At 37.9% G+C, this 16,430-nt stretch carries 16 protein-coding genes; 1 reads left to right on the forward strand and 15 read right to left on the reverse strand.

Annotation, left to right across the window (positions count from 1 at the left end; all coding sequences use genetic code 11):
- Positions 1-13: 13 nt before the first annotated feature.
- The 12 genes from FZF09_RS05990 to FZF09_RS06045 form a co-directional block, all read right to left on the reverse strand.
- On the reverse strand, positions 14-1,438 hold the full coding sequence (locus tag FZF09_RS05990) for an NAD-dependent succinate-semialdehyde dehydrogenase (RefSeq protein ID WP_158735659.1): 1,425 nt from the start codon (positions 1,436-1,438) through the stop codon (positions 14-16).
- A gap of 14 nt (positions 1,439-1,452) precedes the next feature.
- Positions 1,453-2,547, reverse strand: coding sequence for a C45 family autoproteolytic acyltransferase/hydrolase (locus tag FZF09_RS05995; protein ID WP_158735660.1), 1,095 nt, complete (start codon positions 2,545-2,547; stop codon positions 1,453-1,455).
- Positions 2,548-2,566: 19 nt separating this feature from the next.
- The gene (locus tag FZF09_RS06000; protein ID WP_233269412.1) at positions 2,567-3,214 is read right to left on the reverse strand and encodes a pyridoxamine 5'-phosphate oxidase family protein; all 648 of its coding nucleotides are present in this window, start codon (positions 3,212-3,214) and stop codon (positions 2,567-2,569) included.
- Between the two features lie 52 nt (positions 3,215-3,266).
- On the reverse strand, positions 3,267-4,382 hold the full coding sequence (locus tag FZF09_RS06005) for a C45 family autoproteolytic acyltransferase/hydrolase (RefSeq protein ID WP_233269413.1): 1,116 nt from the start codon (positions 4,380-4,382) through the stop codon (positions 3,267-3,269).
- 13 nt (positions 4,383-4,395) lie between these two features.
- Positions 4,396-5,229 (reverse strand): alpha/beta hydrolase, encoded by an 834-nt coding sequence (locus FZF09_RS06010; protein ID WP_158735661.1) that lies wholly within the window; start codon positions 5,227-5,229, stop codon positions 4,396-4,398.
- Positions 5,229-6,233, reverse strand: coding sequence for an ABC transporter ATP-binding protein (locus tag FZF09_RS06015; RefSeq protein WP_158735662.1), 1,005 nt, complete (start codon positions 6,231-6,233; stop codon positions 5,229-5,231). The genes FZF09_RS06010 and FZF09_RS06015 overlap by 1 nt, the downstream gene beginning before the upstream one ends.
- Positions 6,234-6,235: 2 nt before the next feature.
- Positions 6,236-7,246: an ABC transporter ATP-binding protein gene (locus FZF09_RS06020; RefSeq protein ID WP_158735663.1), complete on the reverse strand. Its 1,011-nt coding sequence runs from the start codon at positions 7,244-7,246 to the stop codon at positions 6,236-6,238.
- Complete coding sequence (locus tag FZF09_RS06025) at positions 7,246-8,166, reverse strand: ABC transporter permease (protein ID WP_158735664.1); 921 nt, start codon at positions 8,164-8,166, stop codon at positions 7,246-7,248. Before FZF09_RS06025 ends, FZF09_RS06020 begins: the two co-directional genes overlap by 1 nt.
- A 23-nt stretch (positions 8,167-8,189) precedes the next feature.
- Positions 8,190-9,143: an ABC transporter permease gene (locus tag FZF09_RS06030; RefSeq protein ID WP_370514428.1), complete on the reverse strand. Its 954-nt coding sequence runs from the start codon at positions 9,141-9,143 to the stop codon at positions 8,190-8,192.
- A gap of 109 nt (positions 9,144-9,252) precedes the next feature.
- A complete protein-coding gene (locus tag FZF09_RS06035) occupies positions 9,253-10,881 on the reverse strand; it encodes an ABC transporter substrate-binding protein (RefSeq protein ID WP_158735665.1) in 1,629 nt (542 codons plus the stop codon).
- Positions 10,882-10,956: 75 nt separating this feature from the next.
- A complete protein-coding gene (locus FZF09_RS06040) occupies positions 10,957-12,594 on the reverse strand; it encodes an amidohydrolase (protein ID WP_158735666.1) in 1,638 nt (545 codons plus the stop codon).
- A 46-nt stretch (positions 12,595-12,640) separates the two neighbouring features.
- On the reverse strand, positions 12,641-14,029 hold the full coding sequence (locus FZF09_RS06045) for an aminotransferase family protein (protein WP_158735667.1): 1,389 nt from the start codon (positions 14,027-14,029) through the stop codon (positions 12,641-12,643).
- 200 nt (positions 14,030-14,229) lie between these two features.
- On the opposite strand from FZF09_RS06045, the gene FZF09_RS06050 reads away from it, so the two are divergent.
- A complete protein-coding gene (locus FZF09_RS06050; RefSeq protein ID WP_158735668.1) occupies positions 14,230-15,102 on the forward strand; it encodes a LysR family transcriptional regulator in 873 nt (290 codons plus the stop codon).
- Positions 15,103-15,269: 167 nt separating this feature from the next.
- On the opposite strand, the gene FZF09_RS06055 is transcribed toward FZF09_RS06050, so the two are convergent.
- From FZF09_RS06055 to FZF09_RS06060, 3 genes are all read right to left on the reverse strand, one after another.
- Positions 15,270-15,563, reverse strand: coding sequence for a hypothetical protein (locus FZF09_RS06055; protein WP_158735669.1), 294 nt, complete (start codon positions 15,561-15,563; stop codon positions 15,270-15,272).
- A 190-nt stretch (positions 15,564-15,753) separates the two neighbouring features.
- Positions 15,754-15,888 (reverse strand): hypothetical protein, encoded by a 135-nt coding sequence (locus tag FZF09_RS22980; protein ID WP_255450382.1) that lies wholly within the window; start codon positions 15,886-15,888, stop codon positions 15,754-15,756.
- 21 nt (positions 15,889-15,909) lie between these two features.
- Positions 15,910-16,419 carry a DUF1643 domain-containing protein gene (locus FZF09_RS06060; protein ID WP_158735670.1) on the reverse strand — a complete coding sequence of 170 codons (510 nt, stop codon included), beginning with the start codon at positions 16,417-16,419 and terminating at the stop codon, positions 15,910-15,912.
- Positions 16,420-16,430: the final 11 nt, after the last annotated feature.

Below are 16,430 nucleotides of genomic sequence, written 5' to 3' on the forward strand. Positions count from 1 at the left end.
CCAATACGATCAATTAATATTTAATGGAAATGAATTTCTTTTCTAAATACTCCTCCATTCCTTGTCTGCCGCCTTCTTTTCCTATCCCGCTTTCTTTCACACCGCCAAATGGTGATTGTACTGCTATTGGTGCAGGATCGTTAATACCAACAATGCCATACTCTAATTGACGGGTCATTCGCAGTCCTCTACTTAAATCTTTCGTGTAACAATACGCAGCTAAACCATAATTCGTATCATTAGCCTTAGAGATCACCTCATCTTCCGTTTGGAAGGAGAAAATAGGTACGACCGGGCCGAATGTTTCTTCTGTTGCTATTTGCATATCTTCCGTTGCCTCATTTATGACAGTAGGTTTATAAAAAAAGCCATTCATCCCTGGTAAATCAAGTGTTTCCCCGCCACATAATACATTTCCCCCATGCTTTTTGGCATCCTCTACATGACGGCTTACTTTTTCCAATGCCTGAGCATTAACTAGTGGTCCAATCTTCGTTTCTTCTTCAAGACCGTTCCCTACTTTTAGTTTGTTTGCTTTTTGAGCAAACTTCGTTGAAAATTCATCTGCTATTTCATCTGCAACATAGATACGGTTTGTGCAAATACACGTTTGCCCGCTGTTTACAAACTTCGTGCTTATTGCTCCTGCTACAGCTTCATCTATGTCAGCATCCTCAAATACAACAAACGGCGCATGTCCGCCGAGTTCCATGGACACCTTTTTCACTGTAGCTGCCGAATCTTTCATTAATTTCTTTCCAATGTTTGTTGACCCAGTAAATGCCAGCTTTCTTACAATTGGATTAGTTGTAAATTCTTTGCCTATTTCCTCTGCCGGTCCGATAACTAAATTGGCAACACCTGCCGGAAAACCAGATTTGTCTAAACATTCAAATAATTTAATTGCTGTAAGAGGTGTATTTGGGGCTGGCTTTAAGATGACTGTACAGCCTGCTGCAAGGGCTGGAGTTATTTTTCTAGTAATCATAGATAAGGGAAAATTCCACGGCGTTATAGCCGCAGCAACACCAATGGGTTCGTTCATTAGCATTAAATGCTTATCTTTTTGAGGGGCTGGAATCGTTTCTCCATATATCCTTTTCGCTTCCTCTGCAAACCATTCTACGTAATTTGCTCCACTAATAATTTCACGCCTTGCTTCTGTAATTGATTTGCCCATTTCCTTTGTTATTGTTTGTGCAATATCCTCACCATTTTCCCTAATTAATTCAGCCGTTTTACGCAATAGGGTGCTGCGTTCTAATCCTGTTGTATTCTTCCAATGTGTAAAGGCTTCATTCGCTGCATCAATGGCTTCTTTCGTCTCTATTCTTCCACCAGAAGCAACTTCAGCTAACTCTTTACCCGTTGCCGGATTATATACTGTTAACGTTTCTCCCGACTGCGCTTGGCGCCAAGTACCATTAATATATAGCACACTATTTTTCCTCCCTATTCGTCCTGCTGGATTTTTTTGTATTCTGACTCTGCCGGCTTACCATGACAAAAATACATTTGCCGTTTTGATAAATTCATAATAATAGAAAATACCGTTTCCATTCTTCTATGTTCAGGGGTCATATAATTTTCATAATGATTGATAGAATTCGGTGCATTAAATTGATCCGATAACCACTCTTTTACCGTTTCTTCATTAATAGAAATGCCATTTCTTATGCTCGTTTGAATTAATTGTTGGGCGCGTTTTTTTCGAAGCAGCGAATCTTCAAAAATAAATTCATTCCGATCTTCTAAACTCTTTTTTAACGTTTCTGAAATGATGTGATTCGTATGCACTAATTTTCCATCCGTTTCTCCAACCACATCGATCCCAAAGGGAGATACTTCTAAATTAACTGCCATGCCACTCCCATTACCATTATCGTTTCCTATTAAGAAGTTAGCCGCAGCTGCTATGTTTCCATTATTCAGTTTAGAAATTGCTTCTGATAATGTATGAGAATTTAAAACACTTCGAAGTCCAAGATGAATCGGAATACTATTCGTTTTTTTATTCGTTAATAAAGCGTTAAAACAAACACCCATTCCACTAGAATTCATTCCTATTTTTCCAATCATACCGCCTTCTGTGACCATTGTAATAACTGGTTTATTTTTTTGATAAATCTCTACCAATAATAAACTGTTTAATTGCCGTGCTTTCCAATCCCAATTTTGAGCTATTATCGTATCATGAATAAGGGGAGCCGTGACCGCTATTGCTGTACAGCCATCTGAAAACGATTTTCCATTATAATTTCCTAAAGCAATCTCGCTTCTAGCGTTTAAAGTCAATATGTCCTCAAAATCAACACCTGCTCCTTCAGCTACCCCTTCCATTTCTTCTATTAAATGAGCATCTAATTTTTCTATCGCAGCTATATGCTGCAAGGCTTTTTCTTTTGCTTGAATCCAAGATATTTTTTGATACCCATAAAAAAGTTGTTCATACGTTTCTAAGCTTTTCATTACTTGCTCTTTTCCATATTCTCCGTGCTGCTTGCCAATTTCTTTGGGAGTTCCTTTTAAAACTAATTTTTCTAGCAACCAAAACACTTCCCTAATATTAGTAAAGTCTGTTTTTATAGTCCTTATCTAAAATAGCTTGAATGTCGTCTTTTGTCATATCCGTCAGCTTTGAATGGTCAGTTAACATTTGGGCAGCAGAAGGCAATGATTCTTTTTCATTCCATGAACTTGGATCCCATAACCCAGAGCGCTTAAATGCTTTGGCACAATGAATGAAACATTCCTCTACTTCTATTGCTATTCCTAGAAGAGGAGCTTTGTTTTTTTCCATCATTTTTTCTAACACATGAGCATCATTAATTAATGTAGCTTTTCCATTTATTCTTAATGTTTCACCCATACCTGGTATAAAAAATAATAAACCGATGTGAGGGTTCTCGATGATATTTCGCATGGAATCGGTTCTTCGATTGCCAGGACGTTCGGGGAGAACCAAATACTTCTTATCTAATATAAAGGGAAATCCCTGTTTATCTCCCCGGGGAGAAGCGTCACATTTTCCGTTTTTATCAGCTGTTGCTACCACACAAAAAGGTGAAAGACTAAGAAACCTTTGACAATGTTCATCTAGGTAATTCACGACTTTGTTATCAACTAACCTTCCTGGGGTACCAATTATTGATTCAATATCTTTCTCTGTTGAAACAATATTGCTAAATTTCGAAGTGATCATATCACTCATCATAGACACCCTTTCTAATAAATGAAAAAGCTAGGTAACGATTTAGGTGTATCATTCATGAAGAAAAAGTGTAGCGTTTGTACTCATATAAATGGGGCGGTCCTGCTGCAACCCATATTTCTCCTGTACTAGGGGAAGCAATCACAGAGGCAAAAGTAATGACATCAGAATTTTTTATGTCGCTCCTTATCCTAGATAAACAGTGAGGATAAGTTTCCCGGTCTCTGAAAACTTCCATTACTTTTTTCATATCTAATGCGCCATTGTGCTCCTCTAACAGTTCATTAATTCTTTCTTGTCTTACTTGAGAATTTTTGAAAAAAATTCCTGGCAAGCGCTCTTCAGAAAGTAATTCATCTTTTAAATAATGGTTGGCATGTGCCAAAATCCCATTATTTGCATGCAATGGCAATAGTGCTGTCGCTGTTGTTTCTAAATCGAGAATATTATTCTCTGCGTCCAACATTATTAAATTACGGGATGAAGCACGATAAACGCTGCTTAATAGACTGCTTGCATCATTGACTGTACGTTGAGTAAGTGCGAGACGAGAAGTTAAATAACGTGGAAATCCGATCCTCCACTCATCACATGTTAAGAAATTAGCAAAGACACCCAAGCCTTGATCGTTTATTCCAATATAAGAGACTTGACCAGCCGGGGTCAGCATCAATATGGACGGCCCCTCATTTGGAATAATTTCTAAAATAACACCAATATCTGAATAAAAATCAGGTAAATCAGCATTTTGACCAATAAGCGGAATTTGATCACAAGAAGCCTCTTCTTTATAAGCGAATGTTGTACACTCCAAACTAGCATCCAGGTCTTCATAGATTTCCGCTCTCAGTTGCAAGAGATATGCTTCATCCAGTGTGATTCCTGCTCCTTCAGCAACTCCTCTAATTTCTTCATCAAAAAAAGGGGCATATTGAAGAACATATTCTTGATAGCTTAAAACTTTTTCTTTTATTATTTTTGAATTAATTTCTACTCGTTCTTTCAATCTAGAAATGGAGTAATGTAGATGTTGGTGAATGAGGTCTTTGCATTTCTCTCCATATTGTCTGCCAATTTCCCGGGGAGTTCCTTGAAGTTTAAAATATGGAAATGTCTTTTGTATTCTTTTTCCTTCCGGTTCGATATTTAGATTTTGCTCTTTAGGCATCATTTGTTTCCTCCATTTATTGTGGAATTACTATCCGTTCTTTAAAAAACGTTTTAACCGCATCAATCAGTTTAAAACCCTCATGAGCTGCTCCAGGAACCAGGTCAAAAGAAACTTCTATTCCTTCCTCTGCGTAGTTCTCTTTCAGCCCTTTCAAGCGGTCAATCCTTGTTGCACCATATCGATCGATTCCATCTATCCAAAATGGACCATCTTTGATGTTAATTTCCCAAGTTTCGGTGTCTTCGGATCCAACCACCATATGAACAGGAACTTTTTTTATTTTCTGTAGATCAAGCCTTTTTCCAAACACTTCTTCAAAATTCTTCGTGCCAACATGCCATGGACGTGTTTGATCTAAATACGTAATCATACCTGGTGCACCTATCGAAACTCCGCTCAGTCGATCAGGATGAAGATAAAGAAAACGGTGCACAAAATGTCCTCCCCCTGAAAAGCCATGAAGAAGAAATTTATTTGCGTACACACGATATTTTTCGTTGATTTCGTCTACCATTGACAGCAAAATATGATCATATCGAATGTCATGATATTTAATAAATTTATAAGAATTCAACTCACCTTCTTCCATAATTCCAGCTGGAAAAAGAGGAGCTAAAATGATCGAATCGGTTTCTTCAGCAAAGTCGATAAAGGAATCCCGATAACCTTGCGACGCTCTTTCCGTCCCATGGATTAACACAACTAGATTGTATATTTTCGTGTCATTTCCTTTGTAATTTTTCGGAATATAAGCACAATAAGAAAAACGTTGGTCCTTTCGACATGCGTATAACGTGGTCGCTTGAAAATCATAATAGCTTAGTTTTTTCTTTGGAATGTGCTGCATTATATCCTTACCTCCCTCTTCTTTTGGTTTTGATCCTCAGGATGAAAACAAGAGACAGCATGATTCGTTAAACCATCTATTTCTAATGCAGGCGTTTTATTACTACACACTTCATCAGCTTTGGAACACCGCGGATGAAAAGCACACCCTTTTGGAGGGTCCATTGGAGACGGCACATCCCCTTTTAACACGATGCGCTGGCGTTTTTGTTCTTCCAAAGGATCAGGAAGCGGAATCGCTGATAAAAGGGCTTTTGTATATGGATGACGAGGGGAAGTGTATAACTGTTCACATTCTGCTTCTTCTACAATTTTTCCTAAATACATGACCGCCACTCGATTAGACATATGTCTAACAACAGATAAATCGTGAGCAATAAAAATATACGTTAAATTGAATTCCTGTTGTAAGTCTTCAAATAAATTAATGATTTGTGCTTGAATAGATACATCTAATGCACTTACTGCTTCGTCGCAAATAATTAATTTAGGATTTTGAGAAATGGCTCTAGCTATCCCGACTCTTTGTCGTTGTCCTCCTGAGAATTCATGTGGGTAACGGTTATAATGCTCCGGGTTTAAACCTACAGTATCTAGAAGTTCCTGGACTTTTTTCTTTACATTTATATCTGACTTGTTAGCTAATAACGGCTCAGCTATAATCTTTCCTATCGTCCAACGTGGATTTAAGCTTGCAAATGGGTCTTGAAAAACAATTTGCATATCACGACGCAATTGTTTCATTTTCTTTGCATTATATTTACAAATATCATCACCTTCGAAAAGGATTTCTCCGTTGCTTGGTTCGATAAGTCTTAGCAGTAACCGGGCAAGTGTGCTTTTCCCACTGCCTGATTCTCCGACCAAGCCCAGCGTTTCACCTTTCCTGACAGATAAATTAATACCATCAACCGCTTTTACATTTGATTTATTACGATTTAAAAATCCCTTGTTTGCTTGGAAATGTTTTTTTACATCTCGGGCTTCGAGTAAAACCTCGTTCATTTCTATATCACTCCTCTTCCTCTTTTGAACTTGCTGATCTCGTCTTTTATTTCTTCTGGAGTCAAAATACAGGAAGCGCTGTGACCTGAAGTTTTTTCTGTTAACGGAGGATTTATTTTTTTGCACTCTTCACGAGCAAAAGGGCATCTAGGTTGAAATCGACAGCCTTCTGGCAAGTGTAATAAATTCGGGGGCTGCCCCGGTACTGGTACTAATTTTTCTCTTTTCCCCGGCTGAGGATTCGGAATGGATTGCATTAAAGACCATGAATAAGGCATCAAAGGTTCATAAAAAATATCTAATGTTTTTCCCTTTTCTACAATCGTTCCGCCATACATGACCAGAATTCGATCTGCTATACGAGCTACTACCCCCAAGTCATGGGTAATCATAATAATTGCCATTCCATATTTTTCTTGCAGGTTTTGCATTAATTCAAGCAATTGTGCTTGAATAGTAACATCTAAGGCAGTCGTCGGCTCATCAGCAATTAGCAGCTTTGGATTACACGATAAAGCCATCGCAATCATGGCACGTTGTCTCATTCCACCTGAATATTGGTGCGGATATTCTTTCATCCTCTTTTCCGGATGAGCAATCCCAACGTCTGTTAACATTTCAATCGCACGTCGTTTTGCTTCTTTTTTCGATACGTTTTGGTGTTTTCGAATCGATTCAATGATTTGACTTCCGACTGTAAAAACGGGATTAAGAGAAGTCATAGGATCTTGAAAAATCATCGCAATGTCATTACCACGAATTTTTTGAAGTTCTTTTTCTTTTGCTTTTAATAAATCCTTTCCTTTAAAAAGAATTTCTCCTGAAGGATAATTACAAGGCGGTGATGCATTTAGCTGCATAATGGACAGAGCGGTTACACTCTTACCACTCCCCGATTCGCCTACAATACCAAGTGTTTCCCCCGGTTTTATGGAAAAAGAAACATTATCAACAGCTTTTACATCTCCGTCGGCCGTTGAAAAGTGAACACTTAAGCTCTTGACTTCAAGCATTATTTTTCCACCCCCTTATTGACACTTTTTTTCATTTGAATATTTCCGATTGTTTCTGTCATTTTAACGGACCATCGCTTTTTCTTGCTGCTATTTAAAGAGTGCGGATCTAATAAATCTCTAAATAAATCACCTAAGATATTTAGGGATAAAACAGTGATTGCAATGGCAACACCGGGAAAAATAGAATACCAAGGAGCGTTCATTAGATAAATGCGTGATTCGCCTAAAATACTTCCCCAAGATGGTATGGGCGGCTGCACACCGACACCTAAAAAGCTTAAGGCTGCCTCTGCAAGGATTGCTTCAGCAAAAATAAATGTTCCTTGCACGATAATTGGAGTTATTGCATTTGGCAGCAGATGATTAAAAAGAATGGTTGTATTTGAAGTACCTGAAGCTTTAGCTGCTTCAACATATTGCATGTTTTTTAACTGCAATGTGGAAGAACGGACTATCCGTACCATTATCGGTATGTATGCAAATACAAGCGCGATAACGATATTTTGCAAATTACCTCCTAACGCGGCAACGAGCATAATTGCTAATAAAATAGCTGGAAATGCCATCATCCCATCTATCATTCTCATAAGAATGTTATCGACTTTTTTAAAGTAACCGGCTACAAGCCCCAAGGTGGTTCCAACAATCGTAGTAATGACGGCAGCTGAAAAACCAACGATTAATGATATTCTTGCACCATAAATGATTCTATTAAATATATCCCTACCAAAATGATCTGTTCCAAATAAGTGTTCAAGTGACGGTGGTTGTAATCTATTTTCTGCGTAAACTTCAGTAGGAGACGTCTTCATTATGAACGGCCCGAATATTGCCAATAAAATAATCAAGGTCAAAATTATTCCTGAAGCTATACCAAGTGCATTTTTCTGCAATGATTTATTCTTTTTTTTCGTCATGTATTCGTCCCCCCCTTCCTTGATTAATCGTAACGAATTCGTGGATCAAGAAATGCGTAAACGATATCAACAATCAAATTGACTAAAACATATACCCCTGCAACAAAGAGAACAGATCCTTGAAGCACTGGATAGTCACGTGACGAAATCGAATCGATGATTAACCTGCCTAAACCCGGAATTGCAAAAACCGTTTCTGTAACAACGGCACCACCTAAGAGCAGGGCGATACTCGTACCAATGACGGTAGTTGTCGGGATCATTGCGTTTAAAAAGGCATGTTTCATTAATACAATGCGTTCGACTAACCCTTTCGCCTTAGCCGTCCGAATATAATCTTGGTTGACCACCTCAAGCATTCCATCACGTAACATTCGTGCAATGATACCAATCTGCTGTACACTTAATACGACTGCCGGCAAGATCAGATGACTTAACCAAGGCCAAAAACCAGCACTTATGGGCTGATATCCCGCCACAGGAAACCATTGAAAAGTTACTCCAAAACACAAAATCAACAATAGAGCTAACCAAAAATTTGGTATCGATACCCCTAATAACGTTCCAGACATAAATAAAGGATCTAAAAAACTATTTCTTTTCCAAACAGCAAATATGGCACTGGGAATAGCTATTAGTAAACTAACCGTGGTGGCTAGAACAGTTAGACTTATAGTAGGACCTATTCGTTCCAAGATAAGATCTAAGACTGGTTTATTCGAAAATACAGAATGACCTAAATTTCCTTGAAGAATGTCACCGAACCATGTGAAAAATTGAATGATGATTGGCTGATCTAAACCTAATTCTTTTCTTAGACTTTCTACCTGCTCGTCGGTGGCTGATTGACCTAACATTACCTGAGCTGGGTCTCCAGGAATGAGGTGAATCACAACAAATACAATAATCCCAACAATTAATACAACAGGAATTAAAGATAAGAGCCGCTTAATAATGTATTTAAGCATTATACACACCCTCAATATCGTTTATTTCCGGCACTATTTCGTTAAGTAGAAAAAGAGGTCAGAATCTAGTTAGTATGAATTTAATTATGCAATCTGGCCTCTTTTACGTATTCAATCTTTACTCGGCTATACCAACATTCCAAAATCTCATCGATAACCAAGGCTTATAGTCCTGAAGCTGCGGACTGCCTACTTCTAAACCAACCTCATTTACAATTTTCAAAAGAGGAACATCTTCATATAAAAGTTCATTCAATTCAACTAATAATTTTTCTCTCACCTCTGGATCATGTGAACTTTCCAACCATTCCTCATTAATTTCTTCCATTCGCTCACTTTCCCACCAGCCTGGAAAAGAAGGAGAAGTCCATAATAAGGAGGAGACATCATTAGCTACCGGAAATCCCGTGACGAACAAATCAAAATTATCTGGATCTTCTACATTTTCTAAATATGTTGCCCACTCATACGTTTGTATTTCAACATTAAAGCCTGCTTTTTTTAATTGTTCTAATTCAATTTGTCCGGAGTTATAGTGATCATCGTAACTATTTGTGCCTATAATTTTTAGTGGCTCACCGTTGTAACCTGCTTCTTCCATAAGTTCTTTTGCTTTTTCTATATTGTGCTCATAATAAGGTTCCGTTCCCTCGGTTGTGTATAAATCTTCTTGCTCTGGGAAAAACACTGCTCCATCCACTTGATAAAAATCAGGATGTCCATAGGTTGCCATTCCGATTTCTTCCCGATCTAATGCATAGTTCAATGCTTGACGAAGTTTTACATTATCAAAAGGCGGTTCAGATTTATCTGGAACAAGCGTTAACCAGCTGTCCGGCGAATTTGGATATAATTCTAATGATGGATCTGTTTCTAGCTGTTCATAAAGGTCCTGTGGAATTCTAATTCCATAATCGTATTGACCGGTACGAATCCCATCAATTCGCACTTGCGCATCTGAAACAACATAAAATTCGACTGTGTCAACCAAAGCTTCTTTTTGACCAGTGAGCCCGCCCCAATCTGTCTCCTCTCTTGACACATAATCATCAAATTTCTTAATGGTTATATGATCACCGCGATTCCAGCTTTCAAATTGGAATGGCCCTGTTCCAATTAACTGATCATCTTCGATTGGAGATTCACCTGCAGCCTCTGCAATTTCAGCTGGAATGACTGCTTGTGCTGCCTGAATATTTGCCATCGTTGACAACAAAGGTCCATAAGGCTCATCTAAAATAATTTGCACTGTGCTTTCATCTACTTCTTTTACTTCAGATACCCTTGAGAATACTTCCATTCCAATACCTGATATACTGCCCCAGCGATTTAACGAAGCTACAACATCTTCTGCCTCCATAATCGAGCCATCATGAAACGTAACATCACTTCTTAATGAAATCGTATAAACTTTTCCATCATCACTAATTTCATAGTCTTCTGCTAACATGGGCTGTACCGTTAATTCTTCATCTAATGTAAATAATTGTTCGAAGATGTGATACGAAACGATAGTTGTTGCACTTGAGTCAGAACTCATCCAATCTAGTGTTGGAGGGTCGGCATCATATGCAACCGTTACCGTCCCGCCTTCTGAAATATCCTCACTCTCTTCCTGTTGATTTTCATTATTCGTGTCTGTTTGTTCCTCTGATTCGGATGAGGTTTCTGATGAACAGGCGGCTGCAACAATCAAAAACAGCATTAAAACAGCAGGACACAATAACATTCTAATGGTTCGCTTCATTTCTTTTCCCCCTTGTCACTTTTGTGATTTTTGTTTATATAATAAATTTTCTGACTATTTAGATGCAGAAATATTCTAGGTAATGACGCGTTGGTTTTCATAGACAATCCCACCATTCATCATGGTAAAAATAACATTTGCATTTTTTATTTCCTCTGCCGTACTGTCAAACAAATTACGATCAAAAACAATAATATCAGCTAATTTCCCCGCCTCAAGGATGCCGTTTTCTTGTTCGCTAAATGTTCCAAAGGCAGAACCAGTCGTATATGCTTTTAGAGCTTCAGAAAGTGTTATTTTCTCCGTTGGATTCCACCCCCCGTCTGGTTTTCCATCATCATGTACTCGAGTAATCGCACGGTAAATTTCATCTAATGGTTCTAGTCCGACTACTGGATAGTCGGTTCCAAATGCTAGTTTTGCACCGCTATTTAACAGCGTCTTAATGGGAAACGTATAGGCTTCTCTTTCTTTACCAACCCGCCGTAAATAAGGATTATCTAAAAAGTTTTCACTTACAGCTAAATGTTCTGGCTGCATTGATGCAATCACACCTAACGTTGCGAAACGATCGATGTCTTCTGGATGAATGATCTCTACATGTTCGATCGTATGCCTGGAATCCCGTTTGCCATTTTCACGCTGTGCCGCTTCAAAACAATCCAATCCTAATCTGACGGCTCCATCACCACATGCATGGAACCTAATACGAAAATCATATTTATCCGCTTCGATTGTCCACTTTTTTATTAGATCAGATGGTATAAGTGTGCTTCCATAGCTATTTTGTTTATCTGAATACGGTTCTACTAATAGCGCAGTGTATGTAGTAGGGACACCGTCAAGAAATTGTTTTAATCCCGAAAAACGAAGCGTATTTGATTGAAATCTATTACGTAAAACTCTCGCCTTTTCTAAGTCTCCATCTAAGGCAGCCAAGAAATGTATTCGTGTCGTTAAGCGACCTTCATCTTCAAATTTTTTATAAATTTCAAGATCGCCAAGTTCTAAGCCCGGCAATGGGAGCATGTCACTTACTGATGTGATTCCTAGTCTTGCCGCTTTTTGCAAAAACCGTTCTAACATATTTATTTTTTGCGTTAAAGAAATTTGGTCAAAAGCCTTTTGGGCAAATCCCATGGCGGTTTCGAATAGAAAGCCTGTCGGTTCTCCATCTTCATCTTTTTCAATTTTTCCAAATGGCGGGTTAGATGTATTTCTGTTGATTCCGAGCAATTCAAGCGCTCTGGAATTCAGCCAGGCTCCATGACATTCATCATTAAAAAGAAAGACTGGGCGATCTGGAAGCAGACAATCCAACGAATGCTTGGTAGGTAACTTCTTGTTTTTCCAGTACACATGGTACCACCTAAACCCAAATATCCACTCATCATCCGGCCTCGTGTCAGCAAATGCTTTTACCATGTGGGCTGCTTCAGTCTCCGACTTAGCTTTAAGCAGCGAAACACTAACTTCTGATAACCCCCCTAAAAATAAGTGAATATGAAAATCTTGAAAGCCAGGCATAATAAGCTTATTCCCAAAATCATATACTTTCGTATTTGAGTCCATGCAGTTTTTTATTTCTTCGGTAGTTGTAATAGTTAAAATAGTATTATCTTTTATCGCCACTGCACCACTAATAGGGTTCTCCTCTACACCGGTAAAAATAGCATTACTTTTTAAAACGGTATCTGCTATACTACCTGTCATTTTCACACCTTCTTTCTCCAGGTTTCTTTTAAAAATTATCCGTATTTTAAGGCAGTGTTTTTGTAAAGGCAGTAATGGCATCATCCATAATAGCAATAATCTTCTCTACTTCAGGCCTTTTAATAATAAGAGGAGGGGCAACCGCAATAATATTCTCACCTTCTGCAGCGCGTATAGGTCTAATTAACAACTTACGTTTAAAACATTCCTCTCCAATCTTTGCTGCAGCTTGAACAGAAATATCAAATTTTTTTTGATCACCAGGATCTTCATAAAATTCAATAGCAGACAGCAAGCCTTTCGCTCTGGCCTTTGTCGCAATTTTGTGTTTGTCCATTAAATATGAGAATCCCTTCAATAACACTCCTTCCATATTTTTAGCATTGCCTGCTAGGTTATCTCTTTCTATCAATTCTATGTTTTTTAAGCCGACAGCACATGCTGCTGCATGACCGCTGTAGGTAAAACCGTGGCTCAACAATCCTTCATATTGTACTATGACATTTCGTACTTCATCTGTTAGAAGCACACCGCCCAGCTGGCTATAACCGCTGGTTACTCCTTTTGCAAAACACATTAGATCTGGAACCACGTCCCAATTTTCCATCCCAAACATTTTTCCTGTTCGACTAAATCCGCATATTACTTCATCAGCAATAAATAGTATTCCAAATTCATCACATAGATTTCGAATCGCCTGCAAATAATCAGATGGAGGTATATTCACCCCGCCAGAGCCTTGAATCGGTTCTATTAATATAGCAGCAATCGTGTCAGCACCTTCTTTTTCAATAATATCTCTCACACAACCACTATAATTTGGATCCGATTTATCACCCTTTTCACAATTTGTTAAAAATGATTTGGCATGAAAAATTTCACTGATATTAGAGGAGGAAAAATGATGAAAATTTGGAATGGCCGTTGCCGTTTGAGAAGCGATGGTGACCCCATGATAACCGTTATTGATTGTAATGATTTTGCGTTTGGAAGACTTCCCTTTCAGTTGCCAGTAAAACCTCGATAATTTGATTGCGGTATCATTTGATTCAGAGCCTCCGGATGTATAGAATACGGAGTTTAAGTTTCCTGGAGAGAGCGATGCAAGCTTTTCAGCTAATCGTATGGCGGGTTCATTTGAGTAGCTGATAAAGTTAGAGTTGAAAGCCAATTTAGTCATCTGTTCTTTTGCAGCTTCTGCCAGTTCTTGCTGCCCATGTCCTACATTTACATTCCAAAGCATAGAAACACCATCAATGTATGTATCCCCGTGTACATCCGTCACGTAGATTCCTTTTCCCTCAGAAAAGATAACTTTTGGACCTTGTTCTACGTGTGTTTTTGGATTAGTTGTTGGATGAAGAAAGTGTTTTCTATCTAACTCGATCATTTTATTTATTGTTTGTTTTTTATCGACCTTAGGATCTACAATCATACTATACCCCCTTACGCTCCTGTAAGAGCTAACATTTTTTAGTCTTTACAACGTTATTTTTTTGACTTATCTGAATTATATGATAATATTTTGTTAAAGTCCATTTAATATTATTGTAATAATTATTTAAAAAATTTTAATGATTTTGATGCGATTTTTACCAAACAGTTTTCTCACATACAGGAGGGGGGATACTTTATATGAACGAAATTGATTTTCAAATGTTGATATGTATTCGTGAAGAACAGCATATAACGAAAGCCGCCGAAAGGCTATTTGTAACACCCCCCGCTTTGATATATAGAATAAGACAGCTAGAAAAAAAAATTGGAGTCAAGATTACTGTAAAAAAAGGAAAACAAATTACATTAACACCAGAGGGAGAGTATCTAGCTAGTCAAGCCAATAAATATTTGTTGGAGTGGAGTAAAACAAAAGACTATGTGTTAAACATGAGTGATGAAGTTCAAGGAACTTTTAGAATAGGGGTTTCGCGAGTCATAGCAAATTACAAGCTCGCTCCCATATTAAAAAAATTTGTAACGATATATCCAAAAGTAAAATTAATTGTAGATACTGGAATAAGTACGGATATGTTCCAATTGCTGCAAACGGAAGATATACACCTTGCAATTGTAAGAGGCGGCGAAAATAATTTTAACTGGCCTGATGAAAAGCATTTAATAAAATCTGAAAACATCTTGCTCATATCGCATAAAAAAATTGAAATGGAAGATTTACCCAACATTCCAAGAGTTAACTATAAAGTCTCTTCACCCTACTTCACTGAAATCGTCAATCAATGGTGGAACGAACGGTTTACTCACCCTCCCAACATCACCATGCAAGTAGACAATTTTGAAATATGCAAAGAAATGGTGAGAAATGAACTGGGATATGCTTTTATTCCTAGTATTTTCTTAAGTGACAATGATCAGTTTTATTTTGAAAAACTACTTACAAAAAATGGCGGAGTATTAAATCTTGGCACTTGGATGTTATATAGAAAATCTTCCCTTGCTTTAAGTATGGTTCAAAGATTTACACAATATATTAAATCAATTGATTTTTGAGGCTCTTTTTCAGAAAGTACGGAACACGATTGTTTTTACCTTAATTGTAAATTTCGTGACAAGAACTAAAAGACCCCTCTTGAGAGAATAATTTAAATCTCATGAAGAGGAGTCGTTCTTTTTCTGTCATAACCCTTTGACTTTACTTACATGGCTCGACTTTCTCCTTATCTACGGAGGTCCCTCGTTGCACTAGTTAGCAGCAAAATCGCTGTAATGGTGTGCAGGAGCCAGCCAACTACAGGAAGTGCTGATATTATCGAGGTAATGATGCCAACAATACTGGGCGTTTTTGCTGTACGGTACAATAACGTAATAATTAACGTAATAATATGAAGCACGACAGCAGTTCCCAACGCTGAATATCCGCTAAAAATGACGATACTTCCTCCTATGAAGGGAATTGCTAACAGCGCTTCAAATCCACCCGAAATAAACTTCGCTGCTGCAGACAGTTTCATGATTTGCCTCCTTTTTCTCGAGATTATTTATCTATTCCTACTCTTCCCTTCATTCTTTCTTGTCACTCACCGGATTCAGTATTCACCACACTTCTTCTCATATTCAATAACCCGAGTGATCTAAATATAAACAAATATCATTCTTTTATGTAGAAGAATAGCTTTCTGATGTTAGACCGGTCCAGTAACATTAATTTGACCATTTCACATCCTGTTCTTTATACAGGCTAAAACGATTACCCTTTTTAGGTGTCGTTTTTGTTGAGCATTCATTCGTTGTAACCATCAACCCCTGCTCTTCTTCTATTTCTACTGCAGCATTCAAGTATTGATTACATTCTTCATGTCAAAATCGTATTGGCTGTAAACCTTTTTTTAAATACAATGGGTGCTTTGGGTCCCTGCCATCTTTGGTTTTTTCAATACAAAAATGGTCATACTCTTTTAACAAGTGCAGCACTTGTTTTTTACGTTTACTGATACCACTTTGCTTCCCCCAGGCAAAAATCACTTTATCCGATTTTTTCATAACATGTAGAATATGAATATCATTTTCTGGCCCTACCGGATCAGCCGTTATCATTAAGTCCTTTGGATTGGTGGCTATAAAAGCAAATAGATTAACGATAAACATTCCTCCATATCCCCAGCTTTTCGAATAGTCTGCACAGCGGCCTAACGTCGCATCGCATATGTCGAGATCTGCAATGCTAGGATTTAGCATGACAAAAGCGGCTTTTTCTAAAGCACCATCCCATATACAGCTTAATGAATAGCGGTATATTCTTTTACCAGAATGATCATGATCAAATACAGCTTCCACTTTTTCAGTTGGAAGCCATGGACGATTAGGCATTACAGAAACCT

It is taken from the genome of Alteribacillus sp. YIM 98480, from assembly GCF_009765375.1.
In the GTDB taxonomy this organism is placed as follows: domain Bacteria; phylum Bacillota; class Bacilli; order Bacillales; family Marinococcaceae; genus Alteribacillus.

What these genes read in the sequence shown, in the direction of transcription:
- FZF09_RS06000 (WP_233269412.1), bottom strand. Translation starts at nt 3,214, where the DNA reads ATGATGAGTGATATGATCACTTCGAAATTTAGCAATATTGTTTCAACA.
- FZF09_RS06005 (WP_233269413.1), bottom strand. Translation starts at nt 4,382, where the DNA reads ATGATGCCTAAAGAGCAAAATCTAAATATCGAACCGGAAGGAAAAAGA.
- FZF09_RS06010 (WP_158735661.1), bottom strand. Translation starts at nt 5,229, where the DNA reads ATGCAGCACATTCCAAAGAAAAAACTAAGCTATTATGATTTTCAAGCG.
- FZF09_RS06015 (WP_158735662.1), bottom strand. Translation starts at nt 6,233, where the DNA reads ATGAACGAGGTTTTACTCGAAGCCCGAGATGTAAAAAAACATTTCCAA.
- FZF09_RS06020 (WP_158735663.1), bottom strand. Translation starts at nt 7,246, where the DNA reads ATGCTTGAAGTCAAGAGCTTAAGTGTTCACTTTTCAACGGCCGACGGA.
- FZF09_RS06025 (WP_158735664.1), bottom strand. Translation starts at nt 8,166, where the DNA reads ATGACGAAAAAAAAGAATAAATCATTGCAGAAAAATGCACTTGGTATA.
- FZF09_RS06035 (WP_158735665.1), bottom strand. Translation starts at nt 10,881, where the DNA reads ATGAAGCGAACCATTAGAATGTTATTGTGTCCTGCTGTTTTAATGCTG.
- FZF09_RS06040 (WP_158735666.1), bottom strand. Translation starts at nt 12,594, where the DNA reads ATGACAGGTAGTATAGCAGATACCGTTTTAAAAAGTAATGCTATTTTT.
- FZF09_RS06045 (WP_158735667.1), bottom strand. Translation starts at nt 14,029, where the DNA reads ATGATTGTAGATCCTAAGGTCGATAAAAAACAAACAATAAATAAAATG.
- FZF09_RS06050 (WP_158735668.1), top strand. Translation starts at nt 14,230, where the DNA reads ATGAACGAAATTGATTTTCAAATGTTGATATGTATTCGTGAAGAACAG.
- FZF09_RS06055 (WP_158735669.1), bottom strand. Translation starts at nt 15,563, where the DNA reads ATGAAACTGTCTGCAGCAGCGAAGTTTATTTCGGGTGGATTTGAAGCG.
- FZF09_RS06060 (WP_158735670.1), bottom strand. Translation starts at nt 16,419, where the DNA reads ATGCCTAATCGTCCATGGCTTCCAACTGAAAAAGTGGAAGCTGTATTT.